We start from the raw sequence: 18,906 nt of genomic DNA, 5'->3' as shown, positions 1-18,906 counted from the left end.
TACCCAAAACCTTGCGGCTCACCTATAGTGACGGTGGATTGTTGGGCATCAGACCCATACATCACGAGGTAGAGAAGAAAAGGGGACCAGCTCATGCGCTGTCCGTTTTGCGGAAACATAGACACTCAGGTCAAAGATTCGCGTCCCGCAGAAGATCACGTTTCCATTCGTCGGCGTCGGTTTTGCCCCGCATGCGGCGGGCGTTTCACCACCTATGAGCGCGTGCAGTTGCGTGACCTCGTCGTGGTCAAAACCAATGGCAGACGGGAAGATTTTGATCGCGACAAACTTGAGCGGTCGATCCGTATCGCGTTGCAGAAGCGCCCCATCGAGCCGGAGCGCATTGAGCAGATGATTTCGGGCATCGTGCGGCGTTTGGAGAGCATGGGCGAGACAGACATTCCATCCAAAACCGTGGGTGAGATTGTCATGGAAAGCCTCGCGCGGATTGATACCGTGGCCTATGTGCGCTTTGCCAGTGTCTATAAGAATTTCCAAGCGGCGGATGATTTTGACAAGTTTGTCAGTGAGTTACGTCCCGACGCGGCCACCTCCGACGATACTGCGGACGATTGAGCGGCCTCGACCAGCGTTACATGTCTTTGGCCCTGATGTTGGGCCGACGGGGACAGGGCCGTACCTGGCCCAACCCTTCGGTTGGCTGTGTCGTTGTCAAAGACGGACGGATCGTCGGGCGGGCCCGGACGGCGGATGGAGGTCGGCCGCATGCGGAAACGCAGGCGCTTGATCAGGCGGGCGATGCTGCAAAGGGTGCCACGGTCTACGTCACCTTAGAACCCTGTTCCCATCACGGCGAAACGGCACCTTGTGTCGATACGCTTTTATCCGCAGGCGTGGCGCGCGTGGTGGTGGCCGTCAGCGATTGTGATGCGCGCGTCGCCGGTCAGGGGATCGCGAAACTCAAGGAGGCGGGCATCGACGTCGTCACCGGTGTTCTGGCGGATCAGGCCGCGTCTGATCTTGGCGGGTTTTTCCTGAAGGTAGAACAGGGACGGCCGCATCTGACCCTCAAGCTGGCCAGTTCCTTTGACGGGCGGATTGCCACGGCCAGCGGTCAAAGCCAATGGATCACCGGACCGGACGCGCGCCGCCACGTGCACAGCCTTCGGGCGCGACATGATGCGGTGATGGTCGGGGCTGGTACCGCGCGGGCGGATGATCCGTCTCTGACCGTGCGCGATCTCGGAATTGCGCGCCAGCCTGTGCGGGTGGTGGTGTCGCGCCGGCTGGATTTGCCGATGATGTCCAAACTGGCCCGCTCGGCAAAGGACATACCGCTTTGGCTCTGCCATGGGTCGGACGCAGATTCCGCGCTGGTCGAGGCGTGGCAAGGCATTGGTGCGGTGCTGATACCGTGCGAACTGACCGGTCGTCAGCTGGATGTGCGGTCCGTTTTGAAAGAGCTTGGTGCGCGGGGATTGACCCGGGTCTTTTGCGAAGGCGGGGGCGGGTTGGCCGCGTCTCTTTTGGGCGCTGATTTGGTGGACGAACTTGTCGGCTATACCGCCGGGTTGGCCATGGGGGCCGAAGGGTTGCCCGCAATCGGCGCCATGGGTCTCAGCCAATTGGAAGAAGCGCCCCGTTTCAGGCGAATAGAACAACGCGCCGTGGGCAATGACGTGATGCACCGTTGGGTGCGCGGTTAACGCCAAAACCCGGCATAGGACGCAAAAACCCCCTGCAATTTTGACAGCAACCTGTTGGCGGCCCCGGGATGGGCAACGGCACCCGTGCTCAGACGGTCAATTGCCACCTCAACCGAACAGGCGGTGCCGGTGACCTGGTCAAAGTAGCGCGGGTAGTCGATTAGCGCGGCATGAACCAACCCTGCCAAGGTAGGTTGGGCGTTGCGTCGCGCCGGGATTTGTCCGCGGTCACGGGTCAATCCCCAACCTGCGTAAAACGGCGCGCCGGTTGTGGTGACCAAGACGCCGCGCAGCAAGGCCTCGAAACCCAGAAGTGACGTCATGGTCCAGACCTCATTCACCTGCGCCAAGAGCGCGGCAGGATCCGCGTCTTGCACAACTACATCTGCGATATCCTGCAGTGCGGCATCCTCGATCTGGCCCGGTCTCAGCCCCGCAACGACATCGGGGTGCGGTTTGTAGATCAGGATTGCGTTCGTATTTTCTGCCCGCGCCCATTCAAGAAGTGCGAGGTTTGTGGTGATCTCGCCCGCGCCCAGCAAAATGGAGGCATCATCTTCGACCTGTCCCGGCACCAAAATCCGATGACCTTCGGGCAGATCGGATGTTTCACCGCCGAGATTATATTTGGACAGCCCAAGTTTGATCACCCGGCTGATCAGCCGCTCCGCGCGCAGCACTTGATCCGGGCGCAGGGTGGCGCGTTTGACGATCCAATCTTCCAACCGGCTGGGCGCGGCAGGGTCGTAGTAAATGCCAAGATCGTCACTGACCAAAGAGAGGGGCGGGGTCAGTTCCGCGCCCAAGCCGCGCGAGCGCAAGAATCCGTCCTCAACGCGGATGGCGCCTTCGGGCGCGCGCGCCGTCTGATTGGCCCATACCACGGTGGGGGCGGTGCCACGGGATGCTGGGCCGCGGCGGAAGGCCACGCGGCCATGTCCGCCAAAGAATTTCTGGAGGTGCCGGCGCTTCCACAACCGCATCCCGTATGCGTTCCACCCGTTATGGTCTTCGCGCCAGCTGCGCACTGCTGCACTCAATTGCGCAAGGGCGTCTTCGATTTCACAAAGCCGGTCGCGGTGCGGGTCATACCATTTGGGATAAAGGATCATGGCCGCGGCAAACAATTGTGCGCGGCTCAACCCGCGGCCACGCCGTGGCAGACCCACGGGATGTCGATCTTCGGTGAGACCCCATCCGGCATAAAAGGGTTGCCCGAAAATATGTGGTTTATGACCGGCAAAAATCGCCTCGAATCCCAGTTGGGAACTGACGGAATAAACCGCGATGGCACCGTCAAACAGGGCCCACGGGCTGACAGGATCGCGGAACAACGTCACACGGTCTGAGGCGTCATCGTCGGAAAAATACCCCTCCCGGTGTCCGCCGATGGTTTCGGGATGGGTTTTGATCACAATGCGCGCACCGGGATGATCTTCCTGCGCATAATAAAGCATCTCACGAAACGTATTGGCATCGGCTTGTCCGTGGGTCACGCTGGCATCGCCCTTGGTCTGATCGATCACCAGCACATAGCCGGGGTCGGGGCAGGGCGCGTCGGAATCAAACCCGTTGTATTTGCTCAGATGCGCTTCTTTCAGGAATTCAATCGCCCCTCTGGCGCGGTTCATCAACGCGGTGTCGTCCAGCGGATGGTTGGCCAGCAAATGTTCGAGATCGGAAGGTTGGGAGCTATCGAAATGCACGCCGCGCTGATCGATCACAAGGCCCAAGGGCGGCTCGCCATCGCGACCCGGGTGGATGGACCGCAAAAACGCGTCTTCGACCCGCAAAATGGCGGCGCCGGTGGTTTTGGCCACCGCTTCGCCGCGTTGCGCATAAGGCGAATGACCCCATACGGCGATCTGGTCTTCTTCACCGGGTTTGCCAAGCTGCAGGGGAAAGCCCGCCAGTTCCATGATGCGGCGAATGCGCGCCTGTTTCAGAAATCCGGCGTTGAAATAGAAAACCCGCCGGGGCGTTTCGGCCTCGGCGGGGGAGTGCGTTTCCGGTTCGGACATCACAATCCGAGAGTTTCGCTCGAGGTTGAGACCGATCCAACGGCCGACAATGTTCCTGTAAGCGCCGAGATGACCTTGCCCCACTGGGCGAAAGGTGCCTCGGTGACATAGAGCGTGTCGTCATCGCGGATCGCGAAATCACGCGCCATAAAGACACCATTGGGCTGTGTCAGATCCAGAACGTAGACGAGGCGCTGCGCGCCTTCCAGGTCCGTGCGGCCCAGAACCTGATTGGCGATCGCCGCAGGTTCGTTGCGCATGATGAAGATGCCGGTTGGATCCGCCGCATTGGCTGACAGACCCCCGACCGTGGCAATGGCTTCGACGGCGCTTAGGGTTTGGGTTTCGAAGGTGACGCGTGCCTGTGCACCTGTGGCGCCCAATGCCGTGAATGCGCGGCTGTCCTGTTCCACCAGAATGCGGTCACCGGCCCTCAGGGCAATGTCGAATTCGGGATGTTTGAAGAGGTCCTGGAACCACACCTTTGAGCGATGCTCACCACGGATCACGGTGACTTGCGCCACTTCGGGCGGGATGGCCACACCGCCAGCATTGGCGAGCATGGTCGAAAGTGTGCGTGTGGGGGCCTCAATCGGGTAGACACCCTGGCCATTAACGGCGCCGATCAGCGAAACGGTCGAGCCATTTCCGGCCAGACGTCGGACCTGTACCTGCGGATCAGGGGTTTGTTCATCCAGCTTTGCGGTGATGACGCGACGGATGGCCTCGGGCGTGTTGCCTGCCGCGCGGATGCGTCCGGCATAGGGGACAAAGATGAACCCCGCGCCGTCAACCTGTACCTCTTCCAGTACGGTCTGGCTTTGCGCTTCGCCGGCCAGAAGGCCGTCATCGACGTTCTCCCAGATGGTCAGCCCCAAAGTGTCGCCGGGGCGGATGGTGTCCGAGCCGAGCTTGCCGGCTCGCAGGAAGTCCTGACTGAATCCGAGCGCGGGTTGTACGGCGGTGGCGCGCGTGACGCGATCATTGACCGATACGATAAACGCATCGCCCGATTGCTGGACGGATCCTTCAAAGATCTCGCGCTTGTTTGGCCCGACCCGGGGCAGAGCACATGACGCAAGAGTGGCCACAACGACCAAAAAGGCGACGGACTTCGCCCATCGTTTTGATTGGGAATTCACTGCTCGGTCTCCTCGACCTATTAAACTGCCTCAGTCTTTTTTTGAGCAATCTAGCGGAATCTGGCAGTAAAATCCAGTGTTTGCAGCGTGCTTTTCAACTCACCACGCGCAACTGTTGCCGCGGAGCCGCGGTGCCGGATTTGAGCGCATCGTAGGGATCGTCCGGCGCCAGCATCATATCCACCGCCTGGCGCAGCAGCTGACGGCGCCCGCGGGTCGAGTAGAAACCACCGGCAACCTGGCTGGTTTCAAGTAAAAACCGGCGATAATCCTTGTACGCGCCATGGTCCGGACGTCCGGCACCTGCGAAGAATTCGTTGAGAGGTTGGGTAGAGACAAATTCGGGTTTGTCATAGACCGCGCGGCCAAACGTCTTGAGCGGAATCCCGCGCCACAGCACTTGTTGGGCGGCTGTGGAATTTACTGTGACGGCGCTGCGCGCTTCATCCAGCAACTGCGCCAGTTTACCGCCGCGCACGTAGTGAACCCGGTCAGAAAGCCCATGGTCTCGCGCCAGCCGTTTCAATTCACGCCGGATCGGCACCCGGCCGTCTTCCAGCGGATGCGCTTTGAAAACCAGATGGTGATGCGGAGCCGAGCCATCGGCAAACCCTTTCATCACCGTTTCCAGAAATTCCGTCATCGATGAAAACGGGGAATGCGCCTGAAATGACGCGTCATGCTCCAGCTGCAACAGTGCCAGATGATAGGGAAACCCACCGCGCCGGATACGGCGCGTGGCCAACCGGCGATCCAGCGCATGAAAGGGCATCAATAGTAGGCGCCGCAGGTACAGTTTAAACTCCTGAGAAACGGTCATCGCCCGGTGTGGCCGGAAATTGCGATACCGGCGGTTTTTTAGCAAAACGAAGCCGTGATAGAGCGCGCCGTAGAAAATGTGTTCGCGCATATCGCCCCAACTGGAGGGCGGCAGGGGGGCATCCATGTCTGAGCGCAGCAAGGCGGTGCGCATATCCTCGATGCTCATGTCCATCAGGCGCGAATGCCCATTGGTGCCACCGCGTTCATATGTCACCCAATAGGGCCGCATGTAGCCTTCTTCAAAGACGTGGATGCGGAGACCCTTGGCGCGGGCTTGCTCGATGGCCTGGGCATGAACGGGCCGCGTGTCGCCATAGAGCACAATATCGGTCACCTGCTTTTCATCGATGACCGCCGCGATCGTATCGGGCCACTCCTCGAGGGTGCCGCGATAGGGAACGTAACTCGACTTTTCGCGCCAAAACGCTTGATCGCCCGCGTTAAACCCAATGCGCCACGTTGTAGCACCGGATTTGCGCAACATGTTGGATAGTTTGCGGAAAAACGGCCCATGAGGTCCCTGAAGGAACAGGAATACCCGGTCTTTTCCAGTCAGAACACTCATTTACTACTCAGCCCTTTTTCGGTTGCGCGGGGGATAACACCGAATTTCGGCCATTATATGTCGCGCGCTGTGGCACGTCTTGCCACCTGGCGGCGCTAAGTCTAAAGCGAGTAAGGTTAATTTTGCACCACGATCCAAATGCGTTAAGCCGGGTGTGTTGCGGAAATGCAAAGGGAGGCGCGTCATGTTCACGGGCATCATCACGGATATTGGCACGGTGCGGCAGCTGACCCAACGGGGTGATCTGCGCGTTCGGATCGCGACCGCTTACCAGACCGACGGCATTGATATTGGCGCGTCGATTGCGTGCGATGGCGCCTGTTTGACGGTTGTGGCAACCGGTGCGGATTGGTTCGATGTTGATGTGTCGGCCGAGACCCTGTCGAAGACAAATCTGAACACTTGGCGTGACGGAACGCGGATCAATCTCGAGCGCGCGCTCAAGGTTGGGGACGAGCTGGGCGGGCATATCGTATCCGGCCATGTGGATGGTCTGGCTGAAATTGTGCAGCTTGTTGAAGAGGGCGACAGCACCCGTGTCACTCTGCGGGCACCCGCGGAGTTGGCCCGGTTTATCGCGCCCAAAGGCTCGGTCACGCTGAATGGCACGTCGTTGACGGTGAACGAAGTAGACGGGTGTGACTTCGGCATTAATTTCATCCCGCACACCAAGACCGCCACAACATGGGGCGACGCCGCTATGGGTGATCAGGTCAATCTCGAGATTGATACGCTGGCCCGCTACGTGGCGCGTCTGGCCGAAATGTAGCCACGCGCGTTCGGTAGATTAATCGTTGTCTGTAAGGCCCGCACCGGCCCCTGCCTCACGGCTCTCGGGCGTGTCGGGGGCGTAGGTACGGTGGGCCAGTGCCCCAAGCGTCTTTGCGATTTGGTCCGGGATATCACAGCGGGTCAGCGTCGCTTTCGGCGTGGTGGTTGCCGTCTGGGTTGTTGGTTCGATACGGACGGACGCGGTGTGTGCGGCATCCAGTGTGTCATCCGCGCGGACCCACAGCTGACCTGCGTCGTCTATCATGACATCTGTGCCCGGCCACGTGACGGCAACCGAGGTGTCCGAGTGCCGCGCCATGCCGGCGGCAAACGGCAGCAAAAGCAGGGGAAAAGAGGTTGGCCCCAGATCAAAACCATGTCCGTTTGATAGGTGCGCCGCATGGTCGCAAAGCGTGGCGCCTGTGATCACCGGGCAGAGCGCCCCCGCCGGCGCCGTCCACGGGACGTTGCCCACTGAAGGGCAGAGTTTTTCGTAGGGCGCGCCGTCATTTTGGGTCAACAGACCCGCGAGGCAATCCGTGCCGGGCAGGCCCATTTCCATCAGCCAGCGGGTGGATTTCCCGGCCTCATCGGCAAGCCCCCAGTTTAATCCGGCACCACGTGCCGCCTTTTTTGCAAGGGCCTCAACCTCATTCAGTGACCAACTCATCCCGGCGCGTCCGGCAGGTAGGGGTAGGTCCAGTCATCAGCATTTCCGGTCGCCAGTTCATGCGGAAACGGCGCGTGCTGATACATGTTGATGCGCACCCACCGGTCTGATCTGGGATCAAAATGGCACGCTCCAAAAACGATAGCTTGGCGCGCAGCAGGTCGATCGGCATCACCGTTGCGCTGATCGTGTTGTCGCGGATTTCGGCATAGGGGTGTTTGGCTGCTATCTGGACGCGGCGTACCATGTGGCGGTGTTCCGGGTGGCGCAGAAGAAACGCGGCAATCGGACCATCGGCACATGTCTTGAGGTCCGCATACATATGCGCGGCATCCCGGCCAGGGCTCAGGGGCTGTTCAAACGGCTCTATCGGCTCGTCAAAGCGCTCGCCCATGCGCGGTTCCAGTTTTTCCTCGGAGACGTACCAGACCCGTGCCTGCGCGTCGCGCGATGTCCAATCAGTTTCAAGCGCCCAATCGTAGATGTCTTCCGTCAGGGTTTTCAGCCGTGCAACGGTCATCGCGCCGTCAATCTGATAAAACCGCGCTTCGTCCGCTGACATGCAGTCACTTAACCCGTCTATCATGTCGGCGTAAGGTTCCAGCAGCAAGGAGGCCACCTGTTCCTGCCCCTCAACCGACAATGTGGTCTCGGCCCAGTGCCACAGGCGATCCCAAGGGTGGTTTGTCGTCAGGTCAGCCGTTTCCAGATGCGCCAGAAGGGCCGACATATCCGCCCGCAACTGCGCTAGTTTTTCAACCTGGATCGGGTGCTCGGAGGTCCAATACGCCGCGTGAAGCTGTGCGCGGGTGGCGAAATCGCGGAAACTCTGGGTTTCTGCGTCGCTGGCGGTGGGCAGGGACCTGACGCGTGCCAGCGCTTCTTCCTTGGCATGTATCCAATTGCTGATCAAAGCGGGGTGGTTCAACAGAAAAGGTGCCATGCCAAGACCGGTTGAATTCCCGATGCCAAACCGCCGCCGCAGAGCCGGATCAAGCGCGACCGCGGTTTCAGGTGCACGGGCGCGGGCCATGTGCTCGACAAGGTCCATCACGAATGTGCGGATCAGATACACCGACAGTAACTCGATCTGAAATGGGCCGCTGCATTCTGGCCGGTCCGCTGATTTCTCGCGATCTGCCGCGCCGAATTTGCCGGACCCGTATACGGCGGTTGTACGCATCAGATATCCAACATCTTCGACCTTTTGCAGGTCGGGTTGTTGGCCCCGGCTCAGCGCATCAACAACGTGATCCCAAAGGCGGACAGACCGGTTTGCGCGGCTAAGTGACAGTTCCTTTTCGCTGACGCGACCAGCCTCTTGCTTGGGCACGTTGCGCGACAAACGTTCGACGTCGTCTTCCGTCGGGATGCCGTCAAAAAGCGTGAATGTTGTGTCCCATTCCGTGGCAATCACGCGGTCCGAGCGCTTTTCCGGCGGCAGGTCATTGGCAAAGGCCACCAAAGAATAGCTGCGGTCGGGCCCGTGGGCTGAATACACCGCCCGGCCCACACCCTTGGCGTCGATGTCAAATTTGGCGCAATCAAAGGTCCAGTTCTGTGCCTTCAAGCGCCGCAGCAAAACGCGGATGAAGGAAAGGCGCGATTGATGGAAAGATCCCAACCGGTTAAGCCGCATCACCACCTTGGGGTCGCGGGGGGGATCACGCGTGTCGGATCAGGTTTGTGCATCATCGTCCTCCTCTGCCTAGCGGGTGATATAGGGCATTGGGTTTAAGAGGCTTTAGCTGGCCTAAAATTAGTGTCGAAAAATCGTAGCCAATTGTCTCCCATCAGGCCAGCGACTTCGTTTTCGTCAAAGCCGACCTTACGCAAGCCTTTGGCAATATTTCCAAAATCGCGGTTGTCCTTGAACCACTCGGGTTGGGGCGGGAAGCCCGGGGCGGCGGCTGATCCCTCGCCATAATCGATTTCCTTCGACCAGCGGCCAACACGCATCCATTCCACAACGCTATCCGGCTGGTCCTGACAGAGGTCCGATCCGAGGCCAAAATGCTCGGCGCCAAACGTCTCGGCCGCGGTGGCGACCATTTCGCAAAAACTCTGCAATGTGCAGTCGGTCTTGCCTTTCAAATGGTGCGGATACATCGAAAAGCCCATCATGCCGCCGTTTTCCACAACCGCGCGCACAACATCATCCCTTTTGTTGCGCAACGCAGGCTGCCAGGAGTGCAGGTTCGCGTGAGTGATGGTAATGGGCCTTTCCGATATGTCCGCCGCCTCTATGGTTGAGCGATCTGCCGAATGGCTCATATCGACCACCAAACCGACACGGTTCATTTCCTTGATGACCTGCTTGCCCATACGGGTGATGCCGGGGTCTTCGGTCTCGTAGCAGCCCGTGGCCAGCAGGGACTGGTTGTTATAGGTCAACTGCATGAAACGCGCGCCCAGCTTGTGCACGATTTCCACCAGACCAATGTCATCCTCAATCGGCGCAGGGTTTTGAAATCCAAAGAAAATTGCCGTGCGATCCGTTTCGCGCGCCCGGCGCACATCATCGCCCCATTCCCCGTGGAAAATGAGGTCCGGATACTGCTCGAACCAACGGTTCCATTTCTCGAAATTCAGCACCGTTTCGCGGAAGTTCTCATGGTATGAGATCGTGACATGCACCGCGTCCACACCGCCGTCACGCATTTCGCGAAAGATTTTTTCCGACCAGTTGGCGTATTGCAGGTTGTCGATCACATAGGTCATTCAGGTGTGCCCGCCGCGATGTAAGCGGTCTTGACCGTGGTGTAGAATTCCTTGGCATAGGTGCCTTGTTCGCGCGGACCATAAGAGCTGTCGCCCCGGCCACCAAACGGCACGTGATAGTCCGTGCCTGCGGTGGGCAGGTTCACGGTGACCACGCCGGTCTGCGCGTTACGGCGGAAATGCGTGGCGCGGGCCAGGTTTTGGGTGACGATCCCGGCGGTCAGGCCGAAATTGGTGTCGTTGACTGTGGCCAATGCCTCGGCATAGCTGTCGACCTTGATTACGGCGGCAAGGGGCGCAAACATCTCTTCGCGGTTGATGCGCATGTCATTGTTTGTATTGAGGAAAACACCGGGCGTCATGTAGTACCCTTCGGTTTTACGATCCACACTCACACCGCCGCAGGCAAGTTCGGCCCCCTCGGATTTGCCCAGATCGACATAGGCCAAGTTTTCGTTCAATTGCTGTTCGCTTACCACCGGGCCGATTTGTGTACCTTCGGCCAGCGCATGGTCAACTTTCATCGCCTCCGCGCCCTTGATCAGGTTATCGACGAATTCGTCATGCACGTTCTTGTGCACGATAAGCCGCGAGGAGGCCGTGCATTTCTGGCCAGAGCCACCAAATGCCCCACCGAGGGCCAGCGAGACGGCCAGATCAATGTCGCCATCATCCATCACGGCCAACGCGTTTTTGCTGCCCATTTCCAGTTGAACCTTGGTCAGGTTCTGGATGGCGGCCGTGGCGATACCTTTGCCTACGGGGACCGAACCGGTGAAGGAAATCGCGTTGATCTTGGGGCTTTCGACAAGGCGCTGCCCTACATCGCGACCGGCGCCCATGACGAGGTTGAAAAGGCCTGCAGGTATGTCCTGACGGCTGATGATCTCGGTCAGCGCGGCGGCGGAGGCGGGCGTGACATTGGCCGGCTTCCAGATCACTGCGTTGCCATAGGCCAGCGCGGGCGCGATTTTCCAGCTGGCGGTCGCCGTGGGGAAGTTCCACGGGCTGATGATGGCCACTGTGCCAATGGGTTCGCGGCGCACATCCACCTCGATGCCCGGACGCACGCTGTCGGCGTTTTCGCCCAGTTGGCGCAGGCATTCAGCGGCATAGTAGGTAAAGAACTGACCGGCGCGGAACACCTCGCCCTTGCCCTCGGCCAATGGCTTGCCCTCTTCGCGGCTCAACAATGTGCCCAGCTCTTCGGCGCGTTCCATCATCTCATTGCCGATGGACATCAGGACCGCCTGTTTGCGCTCCATGCCATATCCGGCCCATTCGGCTTGTGCGGTTTGTGCAGCGTCCAGCGCCTGTTCCAACTGATCACCGCTGGCCTGCGCGTAATGCCCGATCACGTCGCTCAAATCCGACGGATTCCGGTTTTCTACCTCGCCCGTGCCCGCAACCCATTTGCCTGCGATGAAATTCTGCGTTGTCAGGCCCATGGGCTTTCCTTTGTGTTGATTTAGGTGATGAAAACTCGTCCGGCATTACGTCACATCCCAACGATTCAGGCAAACGCAAAAGGATTTAGATTTCTTCAGGTTTTCTGAAGTTAGCTATGGTTGACGTTGATCGGCGCGCGACGGATTGTGTCGGCCAGGGCCTGTGCCGCGGGGGTAAGGACATGGCCGGATGGTGTGACCATCCACACTTCGCGCCGTGCCGAACACTCTGCCAGCGGCAAAAACTCCAAATCAAGAAATTCCGGCAGCACCGCCAGTTCCGGGAGGATCGTGACCCCAACACCGGCCCGCACAAGGCTCAGGATTGAGGTCGTATTGGGCACCATGAGCTGTGATTTTTCCAGGATCGGGGCAAAACCCTCGTCGCGGATCGTGTGGCACAGACCGTTGGCGATGAAATTGACACCCTCCAGGTCCGACCATCGCAGTGATGACCAGTTCTGCGCTAGGGGGCTGTTGATCGGGCAGACCACGCCGAAGCGATCGGAAAAGATCAACTCACGGTCAAATCCCGGCATCTGACGCAGGCTGGCCATGCCGATATCGGCGCGTTCCGAGGTCAGCTCCCGCTGCACCGACGCGCTGTCAGTATCACGCATGTCAATCCGCACCCCGGGGTGCTTTTGCATAAACGTTTCCAAAATAGGCGGCAGAATGGATTGTGCGACAGACGGTGTGACGGCCAATCTGACATGGCCCAGCTCAGCTTGCGACAACCCTTCGATCGAGGCGACCGTGCGATCAAAATGCTCCAGCTCCCGCCGGGCTTCGGTCAGCACCGTTTCACCCAAAGGGGTCAGCCGCGATTTGCGCGCGCTTTCAAAGAGGGGCGAGCCCACATGATCCTCGAACTGGCGCAGCATCATGGAGACGGCCGACGGCGTGCGCCCCAGTGTCTGCGCCGCGTCCGCCAGACTTCCGTGATCCGCCACGGCGCGAAAACAGCGAAGCATTTCGATCTTGATTGCCAATTTCAGCCCCCTTAATTCGAGAGATTTTATTCGCGCAAACCTTAACAATACGTATAGTGCTGTCAACAAAGCACATGCGGTTCATGGCCGGGGACAAGCAGGGTTGTCGGAACATCCCGTGGCGGGTATCGCTGAGTAAAACAATGGGAACGGGGCAGAATGCAGCGGGTATTCATCACAGGCACGGCGGGTTTCATCGGGTTTCACTTGGCGCAGCTTTTGCTGGACGAAGGAATCAGCGTCCACGGCTATGATGGGATGACCGACTATTACGACGTAACGCTAAAGCAGCGCCGCCATCAGATGTTGGCGCAAAAGCCGGGGTTTGCCGCCACCGAAGCCCTGCTTGAGGATAACGACACCCTGAGCGCGGCCATCGATGGGTTCAAACCGGATGTGATCGTGCATCTCGCAGCCCAAGCCGGGGTGCGCTATTCGCTCGAGCAGCCCCGCGCGTATGTCGAGGCCAATGTCGTCGGCACATTCAATGTGATGGAGGCCGCACGGCGCCTTGAGGTGCAGCATTTGCTGATGGCATCAACCTCATCGGTCTATGGTGCCAACACCCATATGCCCTATGCCGAGACGCACAAGGCCGACAGCCCGATGACAATCTATGCCGCCACGAAAAAGGCAACCGAGGCGATGGGCCATTCCTATGCGCATCTGTGGAACCTGCCCACTACCATGTTTCGGTTTTTCACGGTTTATGGTCCCTGGGGCCGGCCCGATATGGCATTGTTCAAATTCGTCGATGCAATCCTCGATGGGCGGCCGATTGACATCTATAACCACGGCGACATGTTCCGCGATTTTACCTATGTCGAGGATCTGGTGCGTGGCATCCGCTTGCTGATCGACGCAGCACCCGTGCGGCCCGACAGTGCCAATGACATCGCTGATTGGGACAGCCTATCACCGGTCGCACCTTACCGCGTGGTCAATATCGGCAATTCCGACAAGGTGCGGCTGGTCGATTTCGTCGATGCGATCGAGGCCGAACTCGGGGTCGAGGCCAAGCGGAACTACATGGAGATGCAAAAGGGCGACGTGCCCGCCACATGGGCGGATGCGCGATTGTTGCAGGAGCTAACAGGCTACGCGCCCAAGACAGACATTCGCGACGGCATTGCCCAATTCGTGCATTGGTTCCGCGATTACTATCAAAAATAGACTTGGTAAGGTCGCGCCCCGTGCTGGAGGGGGATGGCACGAGGCGCGCGCGTTCGATGTCTCTAACGGTGCCAATCAGGAATGGTCGTTGCGAACGAGGCCCGTCAACGCGGGCACCTGAACTCTAGACGGATCATGGTTATCAAATGATTAATCCGAGTGACGCGGACCGCCTATGCCCCGTCAAAGGTACAAAGCGCATGGACATCCATGCCAAGCGCCTCAACGCGCGCGCGTCCACCGAGATCAGGCAGATCAACAACAAAAGCACAGCCCACGATCTCACCGCCCAGACGTTCGATCAGTTTGATACCAGCATCAGCGGTGCCACCGGTGGCCAGCAAATCATCGACCAGCAGGATTTTCTCACCGGCTTCGATGGCGTCGTCATGGATTTCCACAACGGCCTCGCCATATTCCAGATGATAGTCCTGACTGATCACCGTACCGGGCAATTTGCCCTTCTTGCGGATCGGCACAAACCCTTTGCTCAACTGGTGCGCAATCGCCCCGCCCAGAATAAATCCGCGCGCCTCAAGTCCCACGACCTTGTCGATCTGCATGCCCGCATAAGGGTGCAGCATCTGATCGATGGCCATGCGAAACCCGCGCGGATCGGCAAACAGCGTCGTTACATCGCGAAACATGATCCCTTCATGCGGAAAATCGACGATGGTGCGGATGTAGTCTTTGACGGTCTTTGTCTGTGCCATTGTCGGATCCCGTGGTCATGCGCCGCTATCGGTTATGCGCAAAGATGCCTGAAGCGCAAGGGGTGAGCGTGCAGGCTTACCAAAACGGGGGTTTCGCAATCATCAACCAAAAGATCGCTACCAGTGCGCCAAAGGCGGGCCAGCCCAGCACAAACCAGCGTCTGTAGGCGCGATATGCGGCATCCGGCAGGGTTGACTGACCATCGGCCAATGCGTCGCGTGTCAGGTTGCGAATGCGGATTTGCAGTTTTACGACCGGCGCCCAACAGCAAAACGCCAGCAGGTAGAGCGCATAGGTTGCCATCAGCCACGGCTCGGTCAGCGAAAACCCGGCAAGTGTGACCAGCCACAGGCCGGTCAGGGGCTGAAGTATGCCTGCGGGCAGGGTGAATATCCAATCGGCCACCACCACGCCGGAGGCCACGGAATGGATAGTTTCAATCTGACGGGTGCGCATCGCCCAGACCATTTGGAAAGCGGTGCCGATGCCGGTGCCAAACAGGACGGTCGAGCTGAGGATATGGAGCCATTTTGCCGTGAGGTAGGGATCCATGACTTATCTTTCATCTTCCAGAATGCCCTGCAGCGCGATCAGCATCAAAAGAGGGATGTTTTTCAGAAGACCGCCCAAGGGCAGCAGCCAGAGCGCTGGGGCAAGCCAGGTGAAGGCAATAGTGTATCCCAGGATCATCAACGCCTGAATGCCGACCATCAATCGGGGCCGCCATCCGCGTAGCAGGGCCAGCGCAATGGCAATGTCCGCGATACCTCCGGCGCGGGCCAGAACGGTGAGGGCGGTGTCACTCAGGACTGAACTTTGGATCAGGGGCAGAAACTCTTCAGCTGGCAGTGTGAGGCCCAGAATGCCGGAGGCCAGCCACATCAGCGCAAGCACAATTCGCAGCGCTGGACGCATCAGATAGGCGCGTGCGTGCCACAAGTCCTGCGTGCCTGCCGGGCGTGCGCCCAGAAACTGCGAAAACCCACGCGGTTGGATGGGCAGTGACTGGACATGTGCACTGGGTGCGGCCAGCACGTTGGTTTGCAATTGCGTAACCGCGGTGGTCGAAATCGGGCCAAGGCGCATCGCGTCGCCTATGCGCCCCATGAGGCGTACAAGCGGTAGCGGCAAACGCAGTTGCGGCACGCGGGGCAGACCCAGCCATCGCCGGGTGGATTTCAGCATCTGCGACAGGGTCAACTCTTCGGGTCCGCCCACCTCATGCGGGCCGGGCGGTGGCGGGTGTTGCAACAAATGCCCCACCAAATCGGTCAGATCGGCGGCGTGGATCGGGTTGAAAGCCTGTTGGCCTTTGCCCACCACCGGCGTCATCAGGGGCATGGCAGCGAGCGCGCGCATCAGCGATGAACCGCCATAGGATGTATCGCCCAGCACCAGACCGGGGCGCAGTATAGTGACGCCGTGTTTGGCCGCCATCTCTTCGCCTGCGCGCTTGAAAATGGCGAAACCCGTGTCAGCCGCGTCAATACCCACGGCCGAGATCAGGAGGCCTTGTGCGCCGTCTGGCAGTGCCTGATAGAGCGCGCCGGGGGCGGTGACATGCACGGCTTCGCAGATGCGGTCCGCCGCGCTGAGAACACCGGCGGCGTTGACCATATGGGTGACGTTTGCCACATGCGGCTGCCAGAATTCCGGCGTGGCGGTGCGCGGAGCGCTCAGATCAGCCTTGAGCGTATCAAACCCCATCCGGGCCAGCCGTTTGGTGCGACGGGCACATGCAATCACCTGCCACCCGTCGGCGCGCAGGCCAAATGCCAGATGCCGCCCGATGAAGCCATCTGCCCCGAGGATCAGAACCGTGCCGGGGCGATCCGTCATGAGGTACGGCGCAAGGTGGCGGTCATCAGTCCCATGCCCACAAGGGCTGCCCCGCCGCCACGGGTCAGCCAGGTGATTACGCCGGGGCGTTTGATGGTCAGGCGCAGTTGGTCCGCAAGCAACGCAAAGATCAGGGCATTGAGCGCGGCCAGCCCCACGAATGTGGCAATCAGGATCGTGAATTGCGGGGCCAATGGTGCGCCCACGGTGATGAATTGCGGCACGAAGGCGATGAAAAAGGCGATGGATTTCGGGTTGAGCGCCGTGACCGCCGCCGCATGGCCAAAGACCTTGCGCGCCGTGGCGTCCTGCGTGGCGACAGTATCCAACCCTTCCGAGCGCGGCGCGCGCAGGAGTTTGATCCCCATCCAGATGAGATAGAGCGCACCGGCCCATTTCAGCACTGTAAAGAGCGTGGCAGAGGCCAGCACCAGCGCGCCCAGACCCAAAAGTGAGGCCGTCATGGCAACCAGATCACCCAAAGCCACGCCTGCCGCACTGGCCAGGGCCACGCGCCGTCCCTGGCTGAGCGCGTAGCTGAGCACCAGAAGCACCGTGGGCCCCGGGATCATCAACAACGCGGTCGAGGCGGCAACAAAGGTGATCCATATTTCGAATGTCATGACGGTTATCTCCTTTGTGGTGGGTAGCACTGCGTTTTCTCGCCAACAGGGTTACCGGGAAGATGCTGGCGCTTAAAGAGAAATCGAAAACCGGATAAAAGCCGGTATAGTGACCCGGTATTTTATGAAGGAATTTTGCGATGAAACCCGAAGATTTAGGGGTCAAGGTGACAGTATTGGAGGGCCTGGCCTATCTGGTGCCCGGCACAGTGTTCATCTGGGTGCTGGTTCAGATCGAAGCGCGCTGGATCGGGTATTTGCCCGAGGCCTGGCCGGTGACGTCCCTTGATACAGCCATGGCGGCGGCACTGGTGATCCTGTCCGGCGTGGCGCTGCAAGAGGCCGGGCATATGTTCAACAAACCCTATGACAAACTCTATGCGCGGCCACGCTGGAAGAAACCCGACTCGATCCTGGAGACGGTCAAGGCATACGAAGCCAAACGCGCGCAGGCAGAGGAAAGTCCGATTGGCCATCATTTCAACCATGCGAAATCTGCGCTGACCAATGCCAAACGACCGGTGGAGCGGGTGTTGCTCCTGGAAGGGATATCCAAGATGTTTCGCGCGCTGGCCATCGGCTGTCTGGTGCTGGCGATCTGTCTGGGCGTGGTCCGCGATCCCATCGGGGTGAGCTGTGCGGTGCTGGCCATGGTGGTCGCGCTCTACATTTTTGCGCGGTTCCGGTTTGCCAGTTCGGTTGAGGTCTATCAGGCCTATCTGCAATGGCGCCGGGAGACGGACGCCAAAGCGCCCGTCACAGCACCCGACCCGCCACCGCATCCAGACGCGCCATAAGATCCGGATCACGTGCATCGGGTGCGGTCAGGATGGCATATTCCAACGCGCGGTCGCAGCCATGGGGGCAGGGCGCGCGTTCCACGCCCAGAAGGGCGGGCAGGCGGCTTACCATGTCGCGGGCTTTGTCGGCATTGCCCATCAGCGTGGCGATGATCTGTGTCACATCCACCTCGCCGTGATCGGGATGCCAGCTGTCATAGTCGGTGATCATGGCGACGGAGGCGTAGCACAACTCGGCCTCGCGGGCGAGTTTGGCCTCGGGCATGTTGGTCATGCCGATCACGTCGCAGCCCCAGACCTCGCGGTACATTTTAGATTCTGCAAGGGTCGAGAATTGCGGGCCCTCCATGGCCAGATAGGTGCCGCCGCGGTGCACAATGATCCCGGCGTCGCGCGCTGCGGTTTCGCAAGCATCCCCAAGGCGCGGACAGGTTGGATGCGCCACGCTGACATGGGCCACACAGCCGGTGCCAAAGAAGGACTTGTCGCGTGCAAAAGTGCGGTCAATGAATTGATCTACAACGACAAAATCACCGGGTGCCATGTCTTCACGGAATGACCCGCAGGCGGATACGCTGATCACATCAGTCACGCCGATACGCTTCAGCGCATCAATGTTGGCGCGGTAGGGCACCGTGGTGGGCGAATGCACATGCCCGCGCCCGTGACGCGGCAGGAACGCCATTGAAACGCCGTGCAACGTGCCTGTCAGGATGTCATCCGACGGCGCGCCCCAGGGGCTTTCAACTCGTGTCCACTCCGCGCCTTCCAGCCCGTCAATGTCATAGACGCCCGAGCCGCCGATGATGCCGATCTTTGTATCGCTCATTATCGCTCCGTTAGCTATTGCGCCCTATTGATACGTGCGCGCTGTATGAAAGGAAATGGCTGCAATGGGCAAAACCCGCAGGCCAGATGACGTATATATGCCCGTGTGG

Annotated in this window: 18 protein-coding genes; 5 read left to right on the top strand and 13 right to left on the bottom strand. The window is 59.6% G+C overall.

Annotated features, from left to right (window positions below):
- Nucleotides 1–93: 93 nt before the first annotated feature.
- Together nrdR and ribD are read left to right on the top strand one after the other, a co-directional pair.
- Nucleotides 94–576: a transcriptional regulator NrdR gene (gene nrdR / locus ACZ1HJ_RS19440; RefSeq protein WP_472720271.1), complete on the top strand. Its 483-nt coding sequence runs from the start codon at nucleotides 94–96 to the stop codon at nucleotides 574–576.
- Nucleotides 573–1,667, top strand: a complete 1,095-nt coding sequence (gene ribD, locus ACZ1HJ_RS19435; RefSeq protein ID WP_472720270.1) for a bifunctional diaminohydroxyphosphoribosylaminopyrimidine deaminase/5-amino-6-(5-phosphoribosylamino)uracil reductase RibD — start codon at nucleotides 573–575, stop codon at nucleotides 1,665–1,667. The genes nrdR and ribD overlap by 4 nt, the downstream gene beginning before the upstream one ends.
- Here the strand turns inward: ribD and ACZ1HJ_RS19430 are convergent.
- From ACZ1HJ_RS19430 to ACZ1HJ_RS19420, 3 genes are all read right to left on the bottom strand, one after another.
- On the bottom strand, nucleotides 1,664–3,688 hold the full coding sequence (locus ACZ1HJ_RS19430; protein ID WP_472720269.1) for a capsular polysaccharide biosynthesis protein: 2,025 nt from the start codon (nucleotides 3,686–3,688) through the stop codon (nucleotides 1,664–1,666). The two genes, ribD and ACZ1HJ_RS19430, sit on opposite strands and share 4 nt — an antisense overlap.
- Nucleotides 3,688–4,830, bottom strand: a complete 1,143-nt coding sequence (locus ACZ1HJ_RS19425) for a polysaccharide biosynthesis/export family protein (protein WP_472720268.1) — start codon at nucleotides 4,828–4,830, stop codon at nucleotides 3,688–3,690. The genes ACZ1HJ_RS19430 and ACZ1HJ_RS19425 overlap by 1 nt, the downstream gene beginning before the upstream one ends.
- A 94-nt stretch (nucleotides 4,831–4,924) precedes the next feature.
- Nucleotides 4,925–6,217, bottom strand: a complete 1,293-nt coding sequence (locus tag ACZ1HJ_RS19420; RefSeq protein WP_472720267.1) for a capsule biosynthesis protein — start codon at nucleotides 6,215–6,217, stop codon at nucleotides 4,925–4,927.
- Nucleotides 6,218–6,401: 184 nt separating this feature from the next.
- Here ACZ1HJ_RS19420 and ACZ1HJ_RS19415 point away from each other — a divergent pair, with 184 nt between their 5' ends.
- A complete protein-coding gene (locus ACZ1HJ_RS19415) occupies nucleotides 6,402–6,986 on the top strand; it encodes a riboflavin synthase (protein ID WP_472720266.1) in 585 nt (194 codons plus the stop codon).
- 18 nt (nucleotides 6,987–7,004) lie between these two features.
- On the opposite strand, the gene ACZ1HJ_RS19410 is transcribed toward ACZ1HJ_RS19415, so the two are convergent.
- The 5 genes from ACZ1HJ_RS19410 to ACZ1HJ_RS19390 all read right to left on the bottom strand — a co-directional run bounded on the left by ACZ1HJ_RS19410 (nucleotide 7,005) and on the right by ACZ1HJ_RS19390 (nucleotide 12,819).
- The gene (locus ACZ1HJ_RS19410) at nucleotides 7,005–7,658 is read right to left on the bottom strand and encodes a DUF3726 domain-containing protein (RefSeq protein ID WP_472720265.1); all 654 of its coding nucleotides are present in this window, start codon (nucleotides 7,656–7,658) and stop codon (nucleotides 7,005–7,007) included.
- On the bottom strand, nucleotides 7,639–9,297 hold the full coding sequence (locus ACZ1HJ_RS19405; protein WP_472720264.1) for a hypothetical protein: 1,659 nt from the start codon (nucleotides 9,295–9,297) through the stop codon (nucleotides 7,639–7,641). The genes ACZ1HJ_RS19410 and ACZ1HJ_RS19405 overlap by 20 nt, the downstream gene beginning before the upstream one ends.
- Nucleotides 9,298–9,392: 95 nt before the next feature.
- Nucleotides 9,393–10,379 carry a membrane dipeptidase gene (locus ACZ1HJ_RS19400; RefSeq protein ID WP_472720263.1) on the bottom strand — a complete coding sequence of 329 codons (987 nt, stop codon included), beginning with the start codon at nucleotides 10,377–10,379 and terminating at the stop codon, nucleotides 9,393–9,395.
- Nucleotides 10,376–11,827, bottom strand: a complete 1,452-nt coding sequence (locus ACZ1HJ_RS19395; RefSeq protein WP_472720262.1) for an aldehyde dehydrogenase family protein — start codon at nucleotides 11,825–11,827, stop codon at nucleotides 10,376–10,378. Before ACZ1HJ_RS19395 ends, ACZ1HJ_RS19400 begins: the two co-directional genes overlap by 4 nt.
- Before the next feature lie 110 nt (nucleotides 11,828–11,937).
- Nucleotides 11,938–12,819, bottom strand: a complete 882-nt coding sequence (locus tag ACZ1HJ_RS19390) for a LysR family transcriptional regulator (protein WP_472720261.1) — start codon at nucleotides 12,817–12,819, stop codon at nucleotides 11,938–11,940.
- 159 nt (nucleotides 12,820–12,978) lie between these two features.
- On the opposite strand from ACZ1HJ_RS19390, the gene ACZ1HJ_RS19385 reads away from it, so the two are divergent.
- Complete coding sequence (locus ACZ1HJ_RS19385; RefSeq protein WP_472720260.1) at nucleotides 12,979–13,992, top strand: GDP-mannose 4,6-dehydratase; 1,014 nt, start codon at nucleotides 12,979–12,981, stop codon at nucleotides 13,990–13,992.
- Nucleotides 13,993–14,165: 173 nt separating this feature from the next.
- Here the strand turns inward: ACZ1HJ_RS19385 and ACZ1HJ_RS19380 are convergent, their stop codons facing one another.
- From ACZ1HJ_RS19380 to ACZ1HJ_RS19365, 4 genes are all read right to left on the bottom strand, one after another.
- Entirely contained in the window at nucleotides 14,166–14,705 is a 540-nt protein-coding gene (locus ACZ1HJ_RS19380; RefSeq protein ID WP_472720259.1) for an adenine phosphoribosyltransferase, read from the bottom strand.
- Nucleotides 14,706–14,781: 76 nt separating this feature from the next.
- Nucleotides 14,782–15,258: a DUF2269 family protein gene (locus ACZ1HJ_RS19375; RefSeq protein ID WP_472720258.1), complete on the bottom strand. Its 477-nt coding sequence runs from the start codon at nucleotides 15,256–15,258 to the stop codon at nucleotides 14,782–14,784.
- 3 nt (nucleotides 15,259–15,261) lie between these two features.
- Entirely contained in the window at nucleotides 15,262–16,545 is a 1,284-nt protein-coding gene (locus ACZ1HJ_RS19370; protein ID WP_472720257.1) for an SDR family oxidoreductase, read from the bottom strand.
- Complete coding sequence (locus tag ACZ1HJ_RS19365) at nucleotides 16,542–17,168, bottom strand: LysE family translocator (RefSeq protein ID WP_472720256.1); 627 nt, start codon at nucleotides 17,166–17,168, stop codon at nucleotides 16,542–16,544. Before ACZ1HJ_RS19365 ends, ACZ1HJ_RS19370 begins: the two co-directional genes overlap by 4 nt.
- Nucleotides 17,169–17,308: 140 nt before the next feature.
- Between ACZ1HJ_RS19365 and ACZ1HJ_RS19360 the strand changes: the two genes are divergently transcribed.
- Nucleotides 17,309–17,965: a hypothetical protein gene (locus tag ACZ1HJ_RS19360; RefSeq protein ID WP_472720255.1), complete on the top strand. Its 657-nt coding sequence runs from the start codon at nucleotides 17,309–17,311 to the stop codon at nucleotides 17,963–17,965.
- Here ACZ1HJ_RS19360 and ACZ1HJ_RS19355 read toward each other — a convergent pair.
- Nucleotides 17,925–18,797, bottom strand: a complete 873-nt coding sequence (locus ACZ1HJ_RS19355; protein ID WP_472720254.1) for an S-methyl-5'-thioadenosine phosphorylase — start codon at nucleotides 18,795–18,797, stop codon at nucleotides 17,925–17,927. The genes ACZ1HJ_RS19360 and ACZ1HJ_RS19355 overlap by 41 nt on opposite strands.
- Between the last annotated feature and the right edge of the window lie 109 nt (nucleotides 18,798–18,906).

This window comes from Roseovarius sp. JB2-10 (assembly GCF_055693585.1).
The sequence above is the reverse complement of the archived record's forward strand: the minus strand, read 5'-3'. Positions and strand labels throughout refer to the sequence as shown.

What these genes read in the sequence shown, in the direction of transcription:
- ACZ1HJ_RS19385 (WP_472720260.1), top strand. Translation starts at nt 12,979, where the DNA reads ATGCAGCGGGTATTCATCACAGGCACGGCGGGTTTCATCGGGTTTCAC.
- ACZ1HJ_RS19395 (WP_472720262.1), bottom strand. Translation starts at nt 11,827, where the DNA reads ATGGGCCTGACAACGCAGAATTTCATCGCAGGCAAATGGGTTGCGGGC.
- ACZ1HJ_RS19405 (WP_472720264.1), bottom strand. Translation starts at nt 9,297, where the DNA reads ATGCGGCTTAACCGGTTGGGATCTTTCCATCAATCGCGCCTTTCCTTC.
- ACZ1HJ_RS19380 (WP_472720259.1), bottom strand. Translation starts at nt 14,705, where the DNA reads ATGGCACAGACAAAGACCGTCAAAGACTACATCCGCACCATCGTCGAT.
- ACZ1HJ_RS19430 (WP_472720269.1), bottom strand. Translation starts at nt 3,688, where the DNA reads ATGTCCGAACCGGAAACGCACTCCCCCGCCGAGGCCGAAACGCCCCGG.
- ACZ1HJ_RS19420 (WP_472720267.1), bottom strand. Translation starts at nt 6,217, where the DNA reads ATGAGTGTTCTGACTGGAAAAGACCGGGTATTCCTGTTCCTTCAGGGA.
- ACZ1HJ_RS19375 (WP_472720258.1), bottom strand. Translation starts at nt 15,258, where the DNA reads ATGGATCCCTACCTCACGGCAAAATGGCTCCATATCCTCAGCTCGACC.
- ACZ1HJ_RS19365 (WP_472720256.1), bottom strand. Translation starts at nt 17,168, where the DNA reads ATGACATTCGAAATATGGATCACCTTTGTTGCCGCCTCGACCGCGTTG.
- ACZ1HJ_RS19360 (WP_472720255.1), top strand. Translation starts at nt 17,309, where the DNA reads ATGAAACCCGAAGATTTAGGGGTCAAGGTGACAGTATTGGAGGGCCTG.
- ACZ1HJ_RS19355 (WP_472720254.1), bottom strand. Translation starts at nt 18,797, where the DNA reads ATGAGCGATACAAAGATCGGCATCATCGGCGGCTCGGGCGTCTATGAC.
- ACZ1HJ_RS19410 (WP_472720265.1), bottom strand. Translation starts at nt 7,658, where the DNA reads ATGAGTTGGTCACTGAATGAGGTTGAGGCCCTTGCAAAAAAGGCGGCA.
- nrdR (WP_472720271.1), top strand. Translation starts at nt 94, where the DNA reads ATGCGCTGTCCGTTTTGCGGAAACATAGACACTCAGGTCAAAGATTCG.
- ACZ1HJ_RS19370 (WP_472720257.1), bottom strand. Translation starts at nt 16,545, where the DNA reads ATGACGGATCGCCCCGGCACGGTTCTGATCCTCGGGGCAGATGGCTTC.
- ACZ1HJ_RS19415 (WP_472720266.1), top strand. Translation starts at nt 6,402, where the DNA reads ATGTTCACGGGCATCATCACGGATATTGGCACGGTGCGGCAGCTGACC.
- ACZ1HJ_RS19400 (WP_472720263.1), bottom strand. Translation starts at nt 10,379, where the DNA reads ATGACCTATGTGATCGACAACCTGCAATACGCCAACTGGTCGGAAAAA.